At 44.0% G+C, this 19,633-nt stretch carries 19 protein-coding genes and 1 riboswitch; of the genes, 12 read left to right on the forward strand and 7 right to left on the reverse strand.

Annotated features, from left to right (window positions below; translation table 11 throughout):
- Nucleotides 1–70: 70 nt before the first annotated feature.
- The 7 genes from EP58_RS04910 (at nt 71) to EP58_RS17195 (ending at nt 7,113) form a co-directional block, all read left to right on the forward strand.
- Nucleotides 71–907, forward strand: a complete 837-nt coding sequence (locus tag EP58_RS04910) for a D-alanyl-D-alanine carboxypeptidase family protein (RefSeq protein ID WP_036090825.1) — start codon at nt 71–73, stop codon at nt 905–907.
- Between the two features lie 86 nt (nt 908–993).
- A riboswitch (SAM riboswitch) is annotated at nt 994–1,113 on the forward strand.
- A 95-nt stretch (nt 1,114–1,208) separates the two neighbouring features.
- On the forward strand, nt 1,209–2,231 hold the full coding sequence (locus EP58_RS04915) for a methionine ABC transporter ATP-binding protein (protein ID WP_036090828.1): 1,023 nt from the start codon (nt 1,209–1,211) through the stop codon (nt 2,229–2,231).
- The gene (locus EP58_RS04920; RefSeq protein ID WP_036090830.1) at nt 2,228–2,902 is read left to right on the forward strand and encodes a methionine ABC transporter permease; all 675 of its coding nucleotides are present in this window, start codon (nt 2,228–2,230) and stop codon (nt 2,900–2,902) included. Before EP58_RS04915 ends, EP58_RS04920 begins: the two co-directional genes overlap by 4 nt.
- Nucleotides 2,903–2,920: 18 nt before the next feature.
- The gene (locus EP58_RS04925) at nt 2,921–3,751 is read left to right on the forward strand and encodes a MetQ/NlpA family ABC transporter substrate-binding protein (protein ID WP_036090832.1); all 831 of its coding nucleotides are present in this window, start codon (nt 2,921–2,923) and stop codon (nt 3,749–3,751) included.
- A gap of 147 nt (nt 3,752–3,898) precedes the next feature.
- Nucleotides 3,899–4,837: an ABC transporter ATP-binding protein gene (locus tag EP58_RS04930; RefSeq protein ID WP_036090834.1), complete on the forward strand. Its 939-nt coding sequence runs from the start codon at nt 3,899–3,901 to the stop codon at nt 4,835–4,837.
- 19 nt (nt 4,838–4,856) lie between these two features.
- Nucleotides 4,857–5,963 (forward strand): ABC transporter permease, encoded by a 1,107-nt coding sequence (locus EP58_RS04935; RefSeq protein WP_236637301.1) that lies wholly within the window; start codon nt 4,857–4,859, stop codon nt 5,961–5,963.
- A gap of 1 nt (nt 5,964) precedes the next feature.
- A complete protein-coding gene (locus EP58_RS17195; RefSeq protein ID WP_077917830.1) occupies nt 5,965–7,113 on the forward strand; it encodes an ABC transporter permease in 1,149 nt (382 codons plus the stop codon).
- A gap of 20 nt (nt 7,114–7,133) precedes the next feature.
- On the opposite strand, the gene EP58_RS04945 is transcribed toward EP58_RS17195, so the two are convergent.
- From EP58_RS04945 to EP58_RS04960, 4 genes are all read right to left on the reverse strand, one after another.
- Nucleotides 7,134–7,535 carry a type II toxin-antitoxin system death-on-curing family toxin gene (locus tag EP58_RS04945; protein WP_036090837.1) on the reverse strand — a complete coding sequence of 134 codons (402 nt, stop codon included), beginning with the start codon at nt 7,533–7,535 and terminating at the stop codon, nt 7,134–7,136.
- On the reverse strand, nt 7,532–7,780 hold the full coding sequence (locus tag EP58_RS04950) for an AbrB/MazE/SpoVT family DNA-binding domain-containing protein (RefSeq protein ID WP_124892757.1): 249 nt from the start codon (nt 7,778–7,780) through the stop codon (nt 7,532–7,534). The genes EP58_RS04945 and EP58_RS04950 overlap by 4 nt, the downstream gene beginning before the upstream one ends.
- Before the next feature lie 117 nt (nt 7,781–7,897).
- Nucleotides 7,898–8,350, reverse strand: a complete 453-nt coding sequence (locus tag EP58_RS04955) for a threonine/serine exporter family protein (RefSeq protein WP_036090840.1) — start codon at nt 8,348–8,350, stop codon at nt 7,898–7,900.
- Nucleotides 8,351–8,370: 20 nt separating this feature from the next.
- Nucleotides 8,371–9,123 carry a threonine/serine exporter family protein gene (locus tag EP58_RS04960; protein WP_036090841.1) on the reverse strand — a complete coding sequence of 251 codons (753 nt, stop codon included), beginning with the start codon at nt 9,121–9,123 and terminating at the stop codon, nt 8,371–8,373.
- A 171-nt stretch (nt 9,124–9,294) separates the two neighbouring features.
- On the opposite strand from EP58_RS04960, the gene EP58_RS04965 reads away from it, so the two are divergent.
- The 4 genes from EP58_RS04965 (at nt 9,295) to EP58_RS04980 (ending at nt 11,679) form a co-directional block, all read left to right on the forward strand.
- Nucleotides 9,295–9,504, forward strand: a complete 210-nt coding sequence (locus EP58_RS04965; RefSeq protein ID WP_036060774.1) for a YdbC family protein — start codon at nt 9,295–9,297, stop codon at nt 9,502–9,504.
- A 15-nt stretch (nt 9,505–9,519) separates the two neighbouring features.
- Nucleotides 9,520–10,185 carry an alpha/beta hydrolase gene (locus tag EP58_RS04970; RefSeq protein WP_036090843.1) on the forward strand — a complete coding sequence of 222 codons (666 nt, stop codon included), beginning with the start codon at nt 9,520–9,522 and terminating at the stop codon, nt 10,183–10,185.
- 22 nt (nt 10,186–10,207) lie between these two features.
- Nucleotides 10,208–11,134 carry an NADP-dependent oxidoreductase gene (locus EP58_RS04975; RefSeq protein ID WP_036090844.1) on the forward strand — a complete coding sequence of 309 codons (927 nt, stop codon included), beginning with the start codon at nt 10,208–10,210 and terminating at the stop codon, nt 11,132–11,134.
- Nucleotides 11,135–11,367: 233 nt separating this feature from the next.
- Nucleotides 11,368–11,679, forward strand: coding sequence for a hypothetical protein (locus tag EP58_RS04980; RefSeq protein WP_036090846.1), 312 nt, complete (start codon nt 11,368–11,370; stop codon nt 11,677–11,679).
- Between the two features lie 57 nt (nt 11,680–11,736).
- Here EP58_RS04980 and EP58_RS04985 read toward each other — a convergent pair whose 3' ends face one another.
- Both EP58_RS04985 and EP58_RS04995 read right to left on the reverse strand, forming a co-directional pair.
- Nucleotides 11,737–12,987, reverse strand: a complete 1,251-nt coding sequence (locus EP58_RS04985) for a hypothetical protein (protein ID WP_036090849.1) — start codon at nt 12,985–12,987, stop codon at nt 11,737–11,739.
- A 533-nt stretch (nt 12,988–13,520) separates the two neighbouring features.
- Nucleotides 13,521–14,711 carry a class I SAM-dependent rRNA methyltransferase gene (locus EP58_RS04995; RefSeq protein WP_036091622.1) on the reverse strand — a complete coding sequence of 397 codons (1,191 nt, stop codon included), beginning with the start codon at nt 14,709–14,711 and terminating at the stop codon, nt 13,521–13,523.
- Between the two features lie 225 nt (nt 14,712–14,936).
- On the opposite strand from EP58_RS04995, the gene EP58_RS05000 reads away from it, so the two are divergent.
- Nucleotides 14,937–17,402: a glycosyl hydrolase family 28-related protein gene (locus tag EP58_RS05000; protein WP_159106209.1), complete on the forward strand. Its 2,466-nt coding sequence runs from the start codon at nt 14,937–14,939 to the stop codon at nt 17,400–17,402.
- 64 nt (nt 17,403–17,466) lie between these two features.
- Here EP58_RS05000 and EP58_RS05005 read toward each other — a convergent pair whose 3' ends face one another.
- A complete protein-coding gene (locus tag EP58_RS05005) occupies nt 17,467–19,287 on the reverse strand; it encodes a LysM peptidoglycan-binding domain-containing protein (protein WP_036090857.1) in 1,821 nt (606 codons plus the stop codon).
- Nucleotides 19,288–19,633 lie beyond the last annotated feature (346 nt).

Below are 19,633 nucleotides of genomic sequence, written 5' to 3' on the forward strand. Positions count from 1 at the left end.
AGCTTTTCTTTCTAATTTCTTACTCTCCATTTTATCATTTTTAGGTAAGATGTAATCAGGAGGGGAAATTATGAAAAAACAGACATTGATTTTAATTCTCGCTTGTTTGACGATTGTTGCTATTTTAGTTTTTGTATTATTAGGAAGAGATATTCGTGCGACGCCATCGATTGAGGCTAGTAGCGCGCTTGTTGTGAACACGAAACAGGAGAAGGCGCTTTTTGCGGAAGATGTGAATCGCGCGGTTCCGATTGCAAGTATAACGAAATTAATGACGACCTATTTAGTTTTAGAGGCGATACATAAAAAATCTCTTTCTTGGGATGAGATGTTGCCGTTGGGGCGTCTGGATGATCCACAGGCGGTGAGTCTGTACGCGAAAACGGGAACGAAACACTATTCGGTGGAGGATTTATTTGCGGCGATGCTGATTATGTCGGCAAATGATGCGGCGGAGGCTTTGGCTGAGCGAGTGGACGCGGAGCATTTCACGGAGAAGATGAATGCGCGGGCAAAAGAGTTCGGCATGTCAGCGAAGACGCATTTCAGCAGTGCGAGCGGTTTGGATAAGGATGGCGACATGTCGATGTCAACCGCAGCGGATTTGATGATTTTGACGAAGCGGTTGTTGAAGGATTATCCGGAAGTGCTGGATACGACATCGCGAACGGATTACGTGACGAAAAAAGGCGATACGATTCATACGACGAATGGTGCGCTCCAAGAAGGCATGGTAAGCGGGATGGATGGCTTGAAAACGGGTTATACGGATCAAGCTGGGTACTGTTTTGTAGGAACGGCGGTTCAAAATGGAGAGCGAGTCATCTCGATTACGTTGGGTAGTTCGACGGATGAAGGACGAATAAAAGATGCTAAAAAAATGATGGAGTTCGGCTTTTCGAAATAAAATTGAAACTGAATCTTGACAAATCCGACTAAAAACATGTAATATTAATAAACACAAGGCGTGTAAGTGAATGCGTCTAAAAAATAATCTTATCAAGAGTGGTGGAGGGATATGCCCGAAGAAACCCGGCAACCTAAGTGGATGAATGATTTTATCCATTGCAAGGTGCTAAATCATACAGAGTGTCAGACTCTGAGAGATGAGAGAAAAGCGTAAATTATGCATGTAATTACACCTTTCTTCGCTCAAGTGGCAAGAGAGGTTTTTTGTTTTTAGAAAAAGATTGAGGGTGGAGTTTACTTTGATAAGGCTTAAAAGTGTTGCGAAGGATTATAAGACTCGAAAAAACAATGTGAGAGCAGTGGATGATGTTAATTTGGACATCGCGGACGGTGAAATTTTTGGCGTTGTGGGGTATTCTGGCGCTGGGAAAAGTACGCTGATTCGGATGTTTAACGGTTTGGAGTTGCCGACAGAAGGCACGGTGGAAGTGGATGATTTGTTTATTTCCCAAATTAGAGGGAGTAAATTGCGTAAGGCGCGTCAGCAAATCGGGATGATTTTTCAGCATTTTAATTTGCTTTGGTCGCGTACAGTGTATGATAATATCGCGTTTCCGCTGGAGATTGCGGGAGTGCGTGGCGAGAAGCGGCGTTTTCGAGTGAATGAGTTGATTAGACTTGTTGGCTTGGAGGGCAAGGAAGACGCGTATCCTTCTGAGCTAAGTGGTGGTCAGAAGCAGCGTGTTGGGATTGCGCGGGCACTTGCGAATAATCCGAAAGTATTGCTTTGTGATGAGGCGACATCGGCACTCGATCCACAAACGACGGATGAAGTGTTGGAGTTATTGCTCGATATTAATCGCCGTCTGAACTTGACGATTATTGTGATTACGCACGAAATGCACGTTATTCGCAAAATTTGTAATCGTGTGGCGGTCATGGAAGCGGGGCGTGTAGTCGAACTTGGCGATGTTATTGAAGTATTCCAACATCCGAAAGAGTCGGTGACAAAACGGTTTGTGCGCCAAGTAACCGAATCCGATGAGACGGAAGAATTGATTCACATGTTGCTGGAAAACTATTCGGAAGGCAAGCTTGTGAAGCTGCTTTTTGTTGGTGGGAAGGCGACGCAGCCGATTATTTCACAAGTAGCGCAAGACAATAAGGTATTACTCAACATTTTACACGGGAACCTGACGCAAACGCAAAATGGAGCGTACGGGACTTTATATATTCAAATTCAAGGTGAGGAATCGCAAGTCGATGCCACAATCACCCGGTTACGCGAGCTTGAGATAGAAACGGAAGTGATTGAAGGATGAACGATTCGACAGGATATTTCGCAAATGTAGATTGGGACATGATGAAAACGGCCACAGAGGAAACGCTTTACATGACGATTGTTTCGCTGTTCGCGGTCTTCTTCCTCGGCTTGGCTTTGGGGCTCGTTTTATTCTTGACGAACCGTAAAAAGGACGCTGGATCACGGACGGCTTACTGGATAACGGCGATTTTGGTCAACGTATTCCGGTCGATTCCGTTTATCATTTTAATCGTGTTATTACTTCCGATGACAAAAACGCTTGTCGGTACGATTATTGGGCCTAAAGCGGCGCTACCAGCTTTAATTATTTCGGCGGCTCCATTTTATGCACGAATGGTGGAAATCGCGTTTCGTGAGGTCGACAAGGGCGTTATTGAGGCGGCAAAAGCGATGGGTGCGAACCTATTCACGATTATTGGTAAAGTTTTGATTCCAGAAGCTTTGCCCGCAATCATTTCAGGCATTACCGTGACGGCGATTTCACTGGTTGGCTTCACGGCCATGGCGGGTGTTATCGGTGCAGGCGGGCTCGGAAACGCGGCTTATCTAGAAGGTTTCCAACGAGCACAGCCAGCAGTCACATTAGTTGCGACTATTATTATTTTAATTATAGTATTTGTTTTCCAGTTCATTGGGGACATCTTGACCAAATGGGTCGACAAACGATAGGAAAAGGGGAGTTAACGGATGAAAAAAGTTTTATTAGGATTATTTACACTGACATTGGTATTAGTTTTAGCGGCTTGTGGCGGAGGTTCGAAGGATGATGCGAGTGGCGACAAAGAAACAACGCTTGTTATTGGTGCATCTAACTCACCGCATGCTGTCATTTTAGAAAAAGCGAAACCTATTTTAGCGAAAAAAGGTATTAATTTAGATATTAAAAAGTACACGGACTATGTAATGCCGAATGTGGCGTTGGATGAAGGCGATTTGGATGCGAACTATTTCCAAACGATTCCTTACATGGAGCTTGAAATGAAGGAAAAAGGTTATAAATTCGTGAACATGGGCGGTATTCATATCGAGCCAATGGGTCTTTATTCTAAGAAAATTGATTCGTTAGACGACCTACCGAAAAATGCGCAAGTGATCATGTCTAATAGTAAATCGGATTGGCCGCGTGTGCTGGGCATTTTAGCGGATAATGGCGTGATTAAACTGAAAGACGGCGTAAAGCGTCAAGATGTCACATTTGATGATATCGTTGAAAATCCGAAAAATATCAAATTTAAATACGATGTGGATGCTGGTTACTTGATGACGGCGTATAATAATGAAGAAGGTGATATTGTTGCAATCAACTCGAATTTTGTGGTGGATCAAGGCATGAATCCTAAGGAAGATGCGATTGCGATTGAGCAAACAGATTCTCCTTACGTGAATATCGTTGCGGCACAAGAGAAGAATAAAGATAACAAGGATATTAAAGAATTGGTGAAAGTTTTACAGTCTAAAGAGATTCAAGATTTCATCACAAAAGAGTGGAAGGGTGCAGTCGTACCGGTTTCTAACTAATAAGCGTTATGTCGTCCTACCTGATTTGGGTGGGGCGATTTTTTTGTGAGTGGAAATGTGCTATATTTGATTTATAAAATGGACTGGATTAAAATTGTAATGCTGATTTAGAAATTATTTTTGGAGTAATGGAAGTGAGGAAACGTCATGAAAATCGTGGAGATTGAGCAGTTAACGAAGAAATTTGAAAAGAATATCGCGGTGGATAATCTGGATTTGACGATAGAAGAGGGACAGATTTTCGGATTGCTTGGGCCTAATGGGGCTGGGAAAAGTACGACGATCAGTGTTTTGTGCGGGCTTTTGAAGAAGAATAGTGGGCAGATTCGGCTGTTTGGGGAGGAGCAGGAGACGCATAGTTTGGAGATTAAGCAGCGAATTGGCTTGGTGCCACAGGATATTGCGCTTTATAGTGATTTGTCGGCGTTTGAGAATGTGCGCTTTTTCGCGGGGCTTTATGGGTTGCGTGGGAAGGAATTGGATGCGGCTACGAACAGGGCTTTGGAGTTCGTTGGTTTGGCGGATAAGGCGAAGGATAAGCCGGGGACTTTTTCTGGTGGGATGAAGCGGCGCCTGAATATTGCGTGTGCGATTGCGCATAAACCGGAGCTGATTATTATGGATGAGCCGACCGTGGGGATCGATCCGCAGTCTCGGAATTATATTTTGAAGTCGATTAAGAAGTTGAATGCGTCGGGTTGCACGATTATTTATACGAGTCACTATATGGAAGAAGTCGAGGAGTTGTGTGATTATATTTCGATTATTGACCACGGAAAAGTGATTGCGGAAGGCACGAAGGAGCAGTTGGTGAGCCTTGTTTCGGATCGGAAAGAGATGCGTTTAGTTGTGGATGATGCGTCGAAAATTGATCTGGAGGCGTTGCGGGCCATTCCTGGGATTTTGGCGGTGGATGTGACGGAGGGCAATGTGCTTGGCATCACGTCGAACAGTGAGGTAAATAATTTGAACGCGGTTTTAGAACGGCTGATTGGGCAGGCGGTTGAAGTGTTGGAGATGAACCAGCAGACGTTGAATTTGGAAACAGTCTTTTTGAATTTGACGGGCCGAAAATTACGGGATTAGAGAGGAAGTTGAGCTTGTGATGATGATTTTTCATATAATGTTGAAGGCAATCAAGCTGACGCTGCGTGATAAGGGCTATTTTCTCTATATGATGATTTTCCCGTTGGCGTTGATTTTGGTGCTGGGAAGTGTGTTGCAGGACGCTTTTAGTAGCGACGTGGAGCTGGACAAGATGACGGTGGAGTACACGGTGCAAAAGGATAGTCCGGTTGGCAAGGCGTTCGGTGAGTTCGCGACGGGGGCTAGTGGGAAGCAGGTGACGTTTAAGGAAGCGGACAGTGCGAAGGCTGGCAAAGATGCGGTGGCGAATGGGGATGCTGTTGGTTTTGTGGACGTGAAGGATGATTTGACGGTGACGACGAATGCGCCGAGTCAGATTGAAATGAGTGTGCTGGATGGCTATTTGGATGGCTTTGCAGCGCAGTATCGACTGGCGAGTACGATTATAAAAGTAGACCCGACGCAGGCGAGCGTTTTGCAGAATCCTCCAAAAGCCTCGGATTCCGCGATTCAGGTGGAGAAATTGGCTTCGGGAAACAATATTAGTGCTTTTGAATATTATGCGATTGCGATGATTGCGATGGTGATGATGTTTGGGATTAATAGTGGGATTAACGTTTTTCGCGAGGAGAAGGTGCGGCATACGGACGTGCGGCTATTTATCGCGCCAATCAAGAAGTCGACTGCAATTATTGGGAATTTTCTCGGCGCTATTTTTATGCAGACAATGTCACTGATTTTGCTGATGGTGATTTCGAATTTGTTTTTCGGGGTTCATTGGGGTGACTATGCGCTCGTGATTTTCGTGATTTATTTCAGTTTATTGTTCTTGTCGGTGGCGCTCGGTATGGCGGTCGACGTGTTTAGTAATGGGAATCCGGCGGCGAATGGGGCTGCGACGATTTTGATACAAGTATTCGCTTTTTTGGGTGGCGCGTATTTCCCGACCGGCGATGGCTTGATGTCCAAATTATCACCGATTGGCTGGGTTCGGATTGGTGTTCGGGATGTCTTGTATAATCATGATGTAGCAGCGGCCGTATTTCCGATAGGCCTGAACTTGTTGATAACAGCGGTTCTTGTTGCTGGAATGAGCCTGTGGATTAGACGAAAGGAAGTGTATTAAGATGCAGCAAATTGGTTGGATATTCAAGCATAATTTGAAAAGTCTCACGCAAAACAAGGCGAAATTAATCATGATTATAGGTTTGCCAATCTTGAGTATTTTAATCTATTTTCTTTCATACGGTGCACAATCTGGGACGACGACGCTGAAAATCGGTTTGGTAAATGATGACCCGGGCGTGTATACGAGTCAAATGGTGACATGGATGAAACAGGATAGCGACAGCGTGCAGTCCGTTTCGAAGCCAGCTGGGGATAAGAAGCTGACTGGCGGCCAATTGGATGCGCTGGTGATTTTTGAGGAGGGTTCGGAAAATAGTATCGCGACACTTGATCCGCAGCATATTAAGGTGAAATCGATGCAGGGCGATGCGGTCAACAAGACTGTGAAGCGAACGGTTGACGCCTCGCTTAGCAACATCATGACGATGATTCAGGCGAGTGAAAAAGGTGGGCAAGATTTCGCGACATATGCCACGACGTTTGATCAGTCAAAACTCAGTGTAACGCAAAAAACGACGAGTAATCAACACGATGTTGTGCTGATGATGTCGACGCAAATCCTTGGTTTTCTATGTATGATGTTGTTGTATGCAGCGGGAAATTTGGGGGAACTTATTTTGCAGGAGAAGGAAGATGGCACGTTTTATCGGTTGATGTCGACGCCGCTTAGTAGCAAAGCGTATCTTTTCGGGAATGCTTTGTTCGCGCTAGCCGTCGTTGTGACCGAGGTCGTCATCTGCTTAACGGTGATGCGATTTGCATTTGGTATCGATCCAGGAGTGTCCTACTTCGCGCTATTTGGTGTGTTGTTCGTCTTCTCGATCATGGCGGTTTTGCTATCATTGGCACTCGGATTCACAGCGACGAGCAGAAAAAGCGTCAGTGGATTACAAATGATCCTGTTCACGCTAACAAGTCTGCTTTCCGGCGCACTAATTCCGGTTCAAATCATGCCAGCCTTCATGCAAAAAATCGCGGAGTTCTTGCCACAATACTGGGTGATGAACGCGATTACGACACTACAGCAAAATGGCGATTTAGCATCGATTAGCTTGAACATCGCGATTATACTAGGTTACGCCTTGCTATTCTTTTGCATCGCGAGCTACAAATTTACGAAAAACAATCGAGTTAACTCTTTTGTATAGAAAAATTCGGCGATGCCTCGTTAAAGATGCGTCGCCGAATTTTTATTAATCCAATTAGAAATAGTAGCCAGCTCCATATCGCTATTCAGTGCAATACTGACCGTGAAGTCCTCTGCATCCTGATTGGAAGCCATTAATTGTGAACCATTATATTTTAAGAATAAACCTAAAGAAGCAAGCGCTGTCCGCTTATTTGCATTAGCGAAACAATGTTTGATGACTAAGTTTTTATAAAGAATTCCAGCTTTATCATGCAGCGTTGGATAGAGTTCGCGCTCAAAAACAATTTGTTTTGGCTGTTCCACACACATGTTTAGCGCTCCCGGCTCCATGATACCAATAGGCTCCATTGGGCTAAATTTCTTAATCAACAAACCGTTCAACATAATGACCTCGGGTTCCGTGAGATAGCGAAGTGTCATCGATCAACTAAACCGCGGAAGGCTTGGTCGTATTCTTCCAACACTTCTTCGGCCATTTTTAGGAAATCTTGAGAGACAGCTTCTTTCTTCTCAGCGGCTTTTCTTAATTCTACAACGTTATCCTTGATTACAAACTCGACATTATCTCCAGAAACGAGTTCTAGCTTCGACATAACATCTGGCGGCAACGTTGTAATGACACTATGGCCAGATTTTCTAGTAGATCTTTTCAATGCGTACATCATTGTCATCACCTCTTCTATAATAGTATACATGTATATACGTATCGATTCAAGTGTCATAATCCCTATTTTTCGCTCATTGTCCAGATTATTTATTCCATACATAAAAAGAAATGAAGATTAGATATTCTCCTTATGCTCCCGGAAGCGCCGAATACTATGGTTCAAAACCTCTGAAAGTACTAGTCCTGCAGCAATCGCGCCGGCAACTAAGGCAACGCGAACCGAGAATGAAATAGCTTCGAGATAATCGCCGAGCACAAAATTACGAACGGCTTGATAGGCGAGGCCACCTGGTACAAGCGGAACGATGCCTGGAACGTTAAAAATCGTGACAGGTAGCCTTTTTGATTTTGCGAAGAAGAAGCTGGCGATGGCGACCACAAAAGCACCAGCGAGCGTACTCATCGTCGTGCCAGCGTCGAGATGCATTAAAATCCAATAGGTCATCCAGCCAAATGTACCAGTTAGACCACAAGCAATGAGCGAGCGGCGCGGGACATTGGTGATGATAGCGAATGCAAGTGTGGCGAGAAAACTAAATGACAGTTGCATGAGTATAGTCCAAAACATTTGCTTTTACCCCCTTATTTCTATCCAAAAAACCGAAACACAACGGCGATTCCAATTCCGATCGTCCCAGCTGTAATCAAAGCTTCCGTCCCGCGTGCCATTCCTGATAGCAGATGTCCCGCGAGCAAATCGCGCACGGCGTTCGTAATTGGAACCCCTGGCACAAGTGGCATTACACCACCGATAATCATCTTATCCAAACTCACGCCCCAGCCAATCGAAATCGACAAAACCGCCAACATTCCGACCGTAAACGCAGCTAAAAATTCTGCTAAAAATTTAACTTTGAAAAATTCTGTCCCGTAATAAAAAATCGAAAATCCAATCGCGCCAATAATACAAGTCGTTAATAAGTCTTTCCAAACCCCTCCGAAAATCATCATCAGCGTTCCACTAACCACTGCGGCCGCAACAATTTGCAACCAGACTGGGAAGAAAATCACTTCCTTATCAAGCGTCCGCAACTTCGTATAAAATTGACCCAATGAAATCTGCTTCATCGTGAATTCACGCGACAAATCATTGACCTTTGAAACCTTTTCCAAGTCAATCGTCCGCGTTGGAATCTGCTCCATTTTCACCGTTGTACCGCCTTGCAAAGCCATAAAAATACCAGTCGGCGTCACAAAGCTAATCCCTTTCGAATCCGAGCCAGCTTCTGCAATCCGGCTCATCGTATCTTCCACACGGTACATTTCCGCACCACTTTCCATCATAATTTTTCCCGCCAATAAACATGTGTCCAGCAAAAAATCTTGAGGAGTTTCTTCCATCGTTCTGACCTCCGTTCTATCTAGTCTCTAATCCCATCCTAACGCAACCACGGCGATATTTCTAGTTAAAATAAAAAGATTTTTGGAAAATACGATTCTACGAGGGGATTTGAGGGTAAATATCTGTTAGTATGAACTATGGTAGATTACTTAATAAAGGAGTTTTTGCAGATGAGCAGTATTGAATATGAAATTGTAGAGCATATCGGTGTTTTGTCGGAGAATTCGAAAGGGTGGCGCAGAGAGGTCAATCTGATTAGCTGGAACGGTCGCGCGCCGAAATACGATATTCGTGATTGGTCACCAGGCAATGAAAAAATGGGCAAAGGCATCACGCTCACGGAGGAAGAATTTAAAAAAATCGCTGAATTAGCGAAGTAACGGGGGAATTGTTTTATGTTTGCATATGATATTTATGAACCGATTGATCGGAAGGTAGAAGATACGTTTCCGACCATCTTTACACTTCACGGTATTGGAGCAGATGAACTAGATATGCCAGGTACACTCGAGTCAATAATGGATCGCTTCGTTATTGTCAGCATTCGAGGTAGCGTGCAACAAGGTCCAGGATATTCCTACTACAAGCCGGTATTGGACGGCGAACCTAGTGAAAAGACGATTTCATATGCAGCAAACAACGTTCACGAATTTATTGAAACCATTTTGAAGCAGTACCCATCGATTGACCGAAAAAAGCTCTATCTGTTCGGCTTTGATCAAGGTGGAATCGTTGCGATGACTGAGTTTGTGAAAAATGGTGGGATGTATCACGGCGGCGTTTTTCTGAGCGCAAAATTACCAGCCTTTTTAGAAGATGGACCGAAAAACTTATTATTGAAGTCCAAACGTATTTTTATCGGGCATGGAACAAAAGATCCGATATTTCCTGTCACAGAAGGCGAGCGGTCGGCGAAATATTTTGAAAGTCTAAGCAATGATGTAACATTCCAGACTTTTGATGTGGTGCATAATGTCAGCGCAGAAGAAGCAGAGATTATATTGGATTGGTTTACGAAAGTGGAAGTGAATAATCCAGCAGCGAATAAAGAAAAAAGTTAAACAAACATGGAGGTTTTACAGGATGAAAGCATTAGGTTTTACAAAATATGGCGATCCAGAAGTATTTGAAGAATTAGAATTACCAAAACCAAAAGCAAGTGAAAAAGGCGTGGTTATCAAAGTTTTAGCAGCGGGGGTGAATCCTTACGACGGCTTATTACGATCAGGCGCGATGCAAAAAATGCGCCCACTCGAGTTCCCGATTGTTCCAGGAAGTGACATTGTCGGCGAAATTACCGAGATCGGCTCTAAAGTGAAGAATTACGCGGTTGGCGATATCGTGATTGGCCATCCAGCAATTGGCGGCTACAGCGAATATGTCGCGACTCCGAGCTACAACGTCGTGAAAAAACCGAAAGAAATGACCATCGAGGAAGCAGCAGGACTAGCTTCAGTCGGAATTACGGCTTACTATGCCCTTCAAGTTGCCAAACTGAAAAAAGGCGAAAAACTGATCATTCTCGGCGCGTCAGGAGCAGTTGGTTCGATAGCTGTCCAAATCGCGAAGGAACAAGGACATAAAGTGATTGGTGTAGCGAGCAGTAAAAACGCGGATTACGTAAGTGCATTAGGCGCTGACCACGTTTTCTCCTACGATCGCGATGATTTATCTCAAGTGTTGCACAATAAAGCGAACGTTGTGTTGGACATGAGTTTTGGCGGTAAAGGTTCCGCGGAAGGATTGCACTACGTGAAAAGAGGCGGACGCTATGTTTCGCTAACAAGTTTGCCAGAAAATGCAGACGAGAAGAAAGTGAAAGCTATCCGTATGAAGCGTTCGAAAGATATGAAGGACAAAGAAGCGTTGGGATACTTGGCCGATTTGTACCGTGCGCATAAATTACAATTAAAAACAGCGGAAGTGCTGACATTCGATCTACGCGGCGTGATTGGCGCGCATCAGTTGATTGATAAGAAGCAAGTGGCTGGGAAGTTGATTTTGAAGTAATAAATGGAGACACCTGAGAAATTGGGTGTCTCAGCGTGTCGATAAACGACCATTTTCGCTGTTAAAAGCTCTGTTCCGATGCTCATGTACCCCAGTACGCTCCGCTTCGGTACTCACTTTTTCCTAGAAACTAGTCATTTGTCGACACGCTGAGGTTTTGCGGGAAATCACGGGAAGTAGTTTTTCTACAGTCTGATGTGCCTATGTGATTTTGAAAAAAGGTGAGGATGAAAATGCATATATTAAATGGAAATCATAAGTACTCGCAGCAGGCAACGAAAGCCCTATTAATCGTATTTTTTACGACAAGTGCATTGATTCTTTTGTCGATTATAGCCATGTTCCTCTTGAAGGCTTGGTGGCCGCTGATTGTTATCGCGGTGACTGTATTAGGTTGGTATTTATTTAATACAACGCGTAAAACGGTGCCGCTGTATGATTTGACGGAGCAGACGGATATTGTGGTGGCTAATAAAGATTGGGTGGCGTTTAAAAAAAGTTATCCGAATCAAGTCGTTGCGAATGGCAAGAAAACAGAAGTGTGAGTCAGAGAAAAGGTAGTATATTCATGGAGCGACCAATCCGTGAATATACTACCTTTTTTAGCGTAGAATTTTGCCTAAATAGAGGCCACTGCAAGCTGCGTGTGACAGAGAATGCGTGGCGCCGGAACAATCACCGATGAAATAGAGGTTCGGAACATCAGACTCAAATGCCATGTTGGTTTGTATCTCCGGCCCGAAATCCTTCGTGTCGTAGCAGTATAATAATGTATTTCCATCTATTTTAGACGGCATACTCTGTTCTAAATGGCGGAAAAAAGCGAGCGTATCTTGCAATAAGTCCTCTAAAAGAATGTCAGCCGAGAAATCCGATTCGTATGGCACGGTGCCTTGGATTTCCTTGCGCGGCTCGAATTCTGAGGATAAGGAGGAAAGCGGATAACCAATGATTCTGTCTTGATTTTGGTTGATTTTAGAGAATAGCGACTCGAGATAAGCGTTCATTTCTGCTTCGGTATCAAAATAATAAGGACGGAAAAGTGTGAAGTTTAGATTCTTGCTTGGTTTGTCTTCTCGAGAGTTCTGGCCCTCTGCCGTCACGCGGCCGTGCAGATGGCGCTTAATGACCCGCCCGAATTTGTTCATACAATAGCTATAAAGATTGCCACTCCTCATTTTGACTTCCAGGTTGTTTTGGAGAATTGGATCAAATGTTTCGCTTAACATTTCGATGCGGAAACCGATGTCGACTCTCGTTTTCTGATATGTAAGGCCTAATTCCGCAAAGCTTTTGTTCAGGAGTGGATTCTTTTTGGAACCGGTGGCAACAATGACTTTTTTGGCGTGAAAAATATTGTTTTCTGAGGTTGTGATTTGGAATGTATCGCCGGTTTTCTCAATGTGGCTCACGGCGTTGTTAAAGAGGAATTCTAATTTAGTAGATAGGTATGCGAATATATTGTTATACACTTCTTTTGAAAGCGCGGTGCCTAGGTGCTTGGTTGGGCAGTCTAGGAATTGGATGAAAGAATCATTTTCGATATCCGCGTGGGATTGATAGGTTAATGCAGATTTCCCACCGAATGTATCGATTATTTCCTCGACTTCTGATAGATGCTTGATGACCAAGTTTTCTCCGATTTTGCTACTTAAATTACCACCCAAATCAGGCGAAAAATTATATTTTCCTTCCGATAAACCTAAGCCGCCAAAACCAGTTGTGGAAGGTTGAGCGAGGCGATTTTCCATGCTAGGACCGGCATCGATGGCGAGGATTTTTTTGTTAGTGTCTAGTTTCAGCATGGTGAAGATACTGCTGACGCCAGAGCCGATGAATATGATATCGTACATTTTTTTGACTCCTTTCTAAGTATGTTAACTTCGTTTTATAATAGGTTAACATCGATGGGAGGAAATTGCAATAGGCTTTCCTAAATCTCAACTAAAGGCGCTTTTTAGCTAGCTCTTTTTTATTTTTTCAATGCGGAATCAATTTACTATAGCAAATATTCGAGGTATGATTAAATGAAAGATAGAAAAGGAGAAAAATTACATGTGGGCTCTATTTTGCTTGATCTTAATAACAATCAGTATACTTACGATTATTCCAAGGACCATTATTGGCGTTCAAAAAATAAAGAAAGGGCGACTGGAAAACTATTTTGTACATCGCATGGTAAGTGGTCGGATATGGCGCGATATTAAAGATAAGAATACAGTTACCGTTTTGAGCTATAAAGTGCAGCGTCTTCTATTTATATCCTATTTTTTCTCCATGGTTGGGCTCGTATTTCAGGTACTGGCTTCAACAGGAGTACTCCAACTAAATCCAATAAAAACCTCCAATCAGGGCATCTCGACGCGCCGTGACTGGAGGTTTTTTCCTATTTTACTTCCAAAAACAAGACCTTCAAATAATCGCCTTCTTTAAAACTACTCCGCGTTGCAAAATCTGCGGGGAGCGTAAACTGCTCAACAATGCGGTATTCGCGTCCTTGATTCCTAAACGCTTCTTGCACGACCTGCTTGAATTTATCCATGCCATAGCCGGCGTAATTCGTTGATGCGACGATTATTCCGTTCGGATTCGTAATCGCTATACTTTCCTCCAACAGTTTTCCGTAGTCTTTCGCGACGCTGAATGTTGTTTTTTTCGTGCGGGCGAAGCTTGGTGGGTCTAGGATGACCATATCGAACGCCAATTCTTTACGGTTCGCGTATTTGAAATATTGGAAAACGTCTTCGGCCATGATGGTGTGTGCAGCTGGATCGAGCTCGTTCACAGTGAACTGTTCGCGGGTTTTCGGGATGCTGCGATTGGCGACGTCGACATTGGTTGTATGTGCGGCGCCTCCGAATGCTGCGGCTACGGAAAACGCGCCGGTGTAGGAGAATGTGTTCAAAACGGTTCGTCCAGCGGCGTATGTGTCGCAAATCGTTTTACGAACATCGCGCTGATCGAGGAAAATGCCGGTCATCGCGCCGTCGTTTAGGTATACTGCATAATTAATGCCGTTTTCCTTGATGATAAGCGGTTCTGGGGCAGTGTCGCTTGCTAAGAAATCATCGCTTTCTAGATACTGACCTTTTGCGTCGAAGCGTCGTTTTTCGTAGATGCCGCGCGTGGTAATCGCTGTTTTGATAGCGGCAAGGATCATCGACTTCCATTGATAAATCCCGTGGCTATACCATTGCAGGACGAGAAAGCCGTCGTAATAATCGATCGTTAAACCGCCTAAACCATCGCCCTCGCCGTTAAAAATTCGAAACGCGGTTGTGGCGTCATCATTGAAAAAAACTTGGCGTTTCGCAAAAGCTTCTTCGAAAAGTGTGGCGAAAAAGGCTTGATCAAGTGCTTGTTTTTCGTCGTAGGTCAGTATCCAGCCGATGCCTTTATTCTGATTGCCGTGATAGCCTTTTGCGAGGAAGCGGCCGGATTCGTCGACTAAGCGCAGAATCACGCCTTCTTCCATGTCTGGGAAGGTCACGAGTGCTTCTTTTGTTAGTAAGGGGTAGCCTTTTATGTAGCTTTGAGCTGATTTTTTCTTTATTTTAACGGTTATTTCATTCACAATTTTCATCCTCATTTATAAAGTAGTACCTCCACTATATCACAAAACAATCGGAAACGAAATTGTGACAGAACGTTCATATCTATCTGGCTTTTATCGGAAATATTTAACTTTTGGGATAGCGAATTATGCTATGATTTTAGTTGAAGGGGCTATTTTGAAGGAGGTGTTGACGCAAGGATCTTCAGGAGATAAGCATGATATCCAAAAATAGGGAGGATGTTTCGTGTGAAGAAGTTACTGTTTATGTTAATTGTTGTTGTTTTTTGTGCTGTTGGTCATCAGGGGATTCAGGCAGAAACGAACGAATTGGATTTAAATAAATATGTAACCGCTAACAATAAGGAACTTGCTGAACAAAATGCTTATAACTGGAATGATCTGATGCGTAAATTGGATAGTTCCGAACCTACAACGATTTATGTGCCAAAAGGAGATTTTTACTTTAGTCAAACGCTGGCGATTCCGTCAAATGTTACGATTATTGGGGCGGGGAATCACGATACGGCTTTCATTTTTACGAAAGTGGTGGTGGGAATTACGAATCGTTTTCCTGCGAATGAGATGCGGGCGAGCGGGATTCGTCTGGAGAATTTGAAAATCACGTATGCGGATGCGGCGGTGGATCAGAAGGCGTCAAGTCTTGTGAGTTTTGGGACGGCGTATGATGAGGCGAGCTATGAGGATTATCAGGTCATTGATACGCTTACAATCGAGAATTGTATCATCGACGCGAAGAAGAAGGGGAGTTCCGCGCTTTATCTTGGACGGGTTGCGAATGCGACGATTAGCGGGAACGTGATTCGGAATTCGGGTTTGCAGAACGGGATTGGATTGGAATTTTGCAAGAATGTGCGGATTTATGATAATGAGTTGACGGATCTCGGGCGTTCGGGGATTCAGATGTATCGCTTTAATGGCGGGAAAAACGAGCCGATTTTGATTGAGAATAATCGGATTACGAATTGGATGCAGCGGTATGGTTACGAGCATTTCAAGACGAAATATGAGGCGGGCATTCCGGTCGACGTGATGAATGATGCGGGGATTGATAGCTACGGTCCGAAAAATGAGAATTTGATGATCAAAAATAATGTTTTGACGGCTGGCAGGGTGAATAGTTACAATCCGAATAATACGAAGATTCTCGCGGATTATGGGGAAAATATTTATAAGGAGCACGTCATTTTTTTCACGGGAATTCGGTTGTGTGGTGTGAAGGACCTGCTTGCAAAGGGAAACGAGGTCGATTTGAAGGGGCGCGATATTTTCACGTTGGTGTATATTAATAGTCGCGAAAAGGAGAAGGACGGCGCGCCGATTGTGACGAAGCCGGACAATATTATGCTGGAGCAAAACACGTTTCGTGCGGAGGGCAATATTCGCTACCCAGTTCGTATTTTTGAGGGGGACACGGCGGGGATAGCGTTTACAAACAATCAATTTGCGGTGGACGGGAAGCTGGTCGATAACGGCTATTTCGCGTTTTTCACAGTCAGTTCGACGACGGAAAAACTGCTTCTGATCGGAAATAAAATCGAGATGTCGACGCGGCTGGATCATCTTGTTTCGGTGAGTGACAACGAATACAACGGGGAAAAGGTAAAGCTGGCAGAGCTCGGAATGGTTTTGAATACGTGGAATGGCGATGTGGCAAAAAAGGTTCGCGGGAATATTGGGTCGCTGGACGGCACGTATTTTTTGCAGGATAAACCGCTGTATACCAACACGAATTTGTATACGGGGCAGTATCGGGAACCAGTTTGGAAGGTTCGATTAGTGAAAAATGGCGTGGTTATCAAGCAAGCGGAAATGGATGAGGCGGTCAAAAGCTACACATTCCGAGGCGTGGATGGGTTGGTGAAAGAAGACGGGGCATCGTACGAACTGCTCAGCGTGGACAAGGCGTACAAAGAAGTGCTGCGGATTCCACTGATGGTCCTGCCAATCCTAGATGTTCCAGCGTATATCATCGGCACCAGTGATTATCAAGGTCGTTTTGGAGGCGCTATCACGAAGGTTCGACTTTTGAAAAATAAGCAGGTGTTGAAGCAAGCGGACACGATCGGGGCGGATTATCGGTTCAAAGATATGAAGAGTCTCATTCAGGATGACGGTAGCAGTTATGAAATTATCGGTGTGGATAAAAATTATCAAGAGGTCATTCGTATTCCACTGGAAATGCGGTCGATCCTGACGGTGCCGGAATATACGGTTGGTGATCGGGAATTAACGGGGGATTTCCAGGATAATATCTGTTTTGTGCGGCTGTATAAAGACGGGAATATCGTGAAGAATGCGGATATCACGGCGAATAAGTATGCGCTGAAAGGTTTGGAGAATATCGTGGCGAAGGATGGAAGCAACTATGAAGTGGCCGGTTTGGATGCGAGTTACAAAGAGGTAGTCCGAATCGATTTAAAAGTGAATGCGCTACAGGTGAGCTTGACGCCGAATCTTTATACGCTAGGGGCAAGAGAAAATAGCGGGGTATTCGATGGTCCGGTTGCGCGTGTGCGTTTATCGAAAAATGGTGCCATCGTGAAACAAGCGGATGTGGACGTGTTAGCCAAAACTTACGTATTAAAAGGGCTAGATACCATTGTTCAAAAGGATGGGAGCAAATATGAACTCGTCGGCGTGGATCAGTTTTTCAAGGAGATCATTAGAGTGGATTTTAGAATAGCGAACTAGTGCAAAATAAAGAAGCGGAAAGGATTATCCGAGTTTGGACAATCATTCCGCTTCTTTTTATTGTTTAGAAATTAGCAACTTTGCCGTATCCTACAAGATACTTAGCCCAGTAACCAGATGTTACGTTGTCAATTTTCACGCCATCGTTTTGTGCGTTGATCATTTGACCGCCGCCGATGTAGATACCAACGTGTGCAATGCCGCTACCATAATCAAAGAATACTAGGTCGCCGGGTTGTGCTTGGCTCGCGCTGACCTTTGTGGAAGCTGCGTATTGGGATCCAGATGTACGTGGAATCGAAATGCCTTGTTTTGCAAAGACGTATTTCGTATAACCAGAGCAATCGAAGGATGATGGTCCATTTCCGCCCCATGAATAAGGTTTTCCAAGGTGTTTCTGCGCTTCGTTCATTAATGCGCTGAAACTTGCAGTGCCAGACGATGAATTGCTGTTGGAATTGTTATTGGAGTTGCCAGTGTTGGCGTTGGAATTCGAATTGCTGTTATTATTGTTTGATGTTGATGGTTTGTTAACGTTGGAAGCTGTTCCTTTTACTTTTAATACATCGCCAACTTGTAGGTTGTCACTTGATGCGTTGTTGAGTGCTTTCAAGTTAGCTACCGTTGTGCCAAATTTTTGCGCGATTGTGAAGTACGAGTCGCCGCTTTGGACAGTGTAGTTAGATGTATTCGAAGTGTTGACAGCTGGTTTATTCGGCGTGCTTGGTTTGTTGACATTGGTTGTCGTGTTTGTATCTGGTTTCGATACTTCTGGTGTTACGACTGGTTTTTCTGTGTCGGGTTTGTTCACCGTTTCTTTCACTGGTGCGGAACCTTTCACTTTCAAAACGTCGCCGACAACGATATTATCATCAGTTAGGCTGTTGATTGCTTTTAAGTTTGCTACGCTTGTGCCAAAAAGTGTTGCAATTTTAGAAAGCGAGTCGCCAGATTGAACGGTGTATGTAGATGCGTTTGTATCTACTTGAACGACTGGAGCTTCGTTTTGTTCCAATTTCGGTGGTGCAACTGGAGCAGGTGTTTCTTCTTTAGCCTCTTCTTTCACTTCTTCTTTCGCTGGTGGTGCAGTTTCTGTAACGGTTTCCGGTGCTTCGTCTTTCACAACGGGAGCGGTTACTTCTTCTTTTTCAGGTGCAGCGGGAGCTTGTGCTTCGCTTTGATTGACTGCAAGTGTTTGACCAACGTAGATCGAAGAGGAAGATAGGTTATTCCATGCGATCAAGTCTTGAACGGATACGCCGTATTTGGTTGATAATGCCCAAAGTGTGTCGCCGCTTTTTACTTTATGTGTTGTCGCGTTCGCTGTTACTTCTTGTTCTGCAGCAGGTTGTGTTGCTTCTGCCTCAGCTTTTGGCGCGACTGGTGTTTCGGTTTTTTGTTCGTTTACTTCTTCTTTTGCAGGTGTGCTTGGTGCTTCTTCTGCTTCTACAACGGGCGCTACAGCCGTGACATCAGATAGATATTTGCCATTGACATAACCTGATTTACCGTCTTCGTATACGACTTTATTCCAGCCGTTTGCTTCGGTTGTTTCGACAGTGACTTGTGTGCCACCTTTAATGGAAGTGATAATGTTGTTGTCAGCGCTTGGTCCTTGACGAACGTTTAGCCACGTTGCGTTGACCGCTTTCTTCGTTTCCTCGGTAACTTTGTTTACCTCTAATTTTTGACCAGGATAAATTGTATCTGAAGTTAGTTTATTGGCTTTTTTAATAGAATCAACGTCTGTACCTGCTTTTTGAGCGATTCCCCATAGTGTGTCGCCTGCTTGTACGATTACCGTGCTTGCTGATGCGATAGTTGGTGCTGCGAAGGCTGTTACTGCGATTCCTGCAGTTGCCGTTGCGATTGCCGCCTTTTTCATATTTTTAAAACTCCTCTCTTACTTTTTGTTCTAGGTTTTTCTTTTTATACATACTCATGTAATACCCATTCTACGGGGAATTAAATTAAATTACAAATGGAGAAATCAGGATTTGGAGCTATTTCATGAACACGCGGTTGTTTCTGTAACATAGTTGTAAAGAAGCAAAATCAGAACGCGTGTTTCATCCGTGCATAGAACGCATGAACTTGGGAAGTAGGGAGGTGAATTAATATACAATAGCTTTATTAGACTTGCGCAACACGAAACCTATTGGTAATCAGCAACAGAAAAATTTAATCAAACTGTAACAATTGAATTCGAGTTGTTTTCACTAACCGTGACG

The organism is Paenilisteria newyorkensis, from assembly GCF_000766145.1.
GTDB classification, from domain to species: Bacteria; Bacillota; Bacilli; order Lactobacillales; family Listeriaceae; genus Listeria_A; species Listeria_A newyorkensis.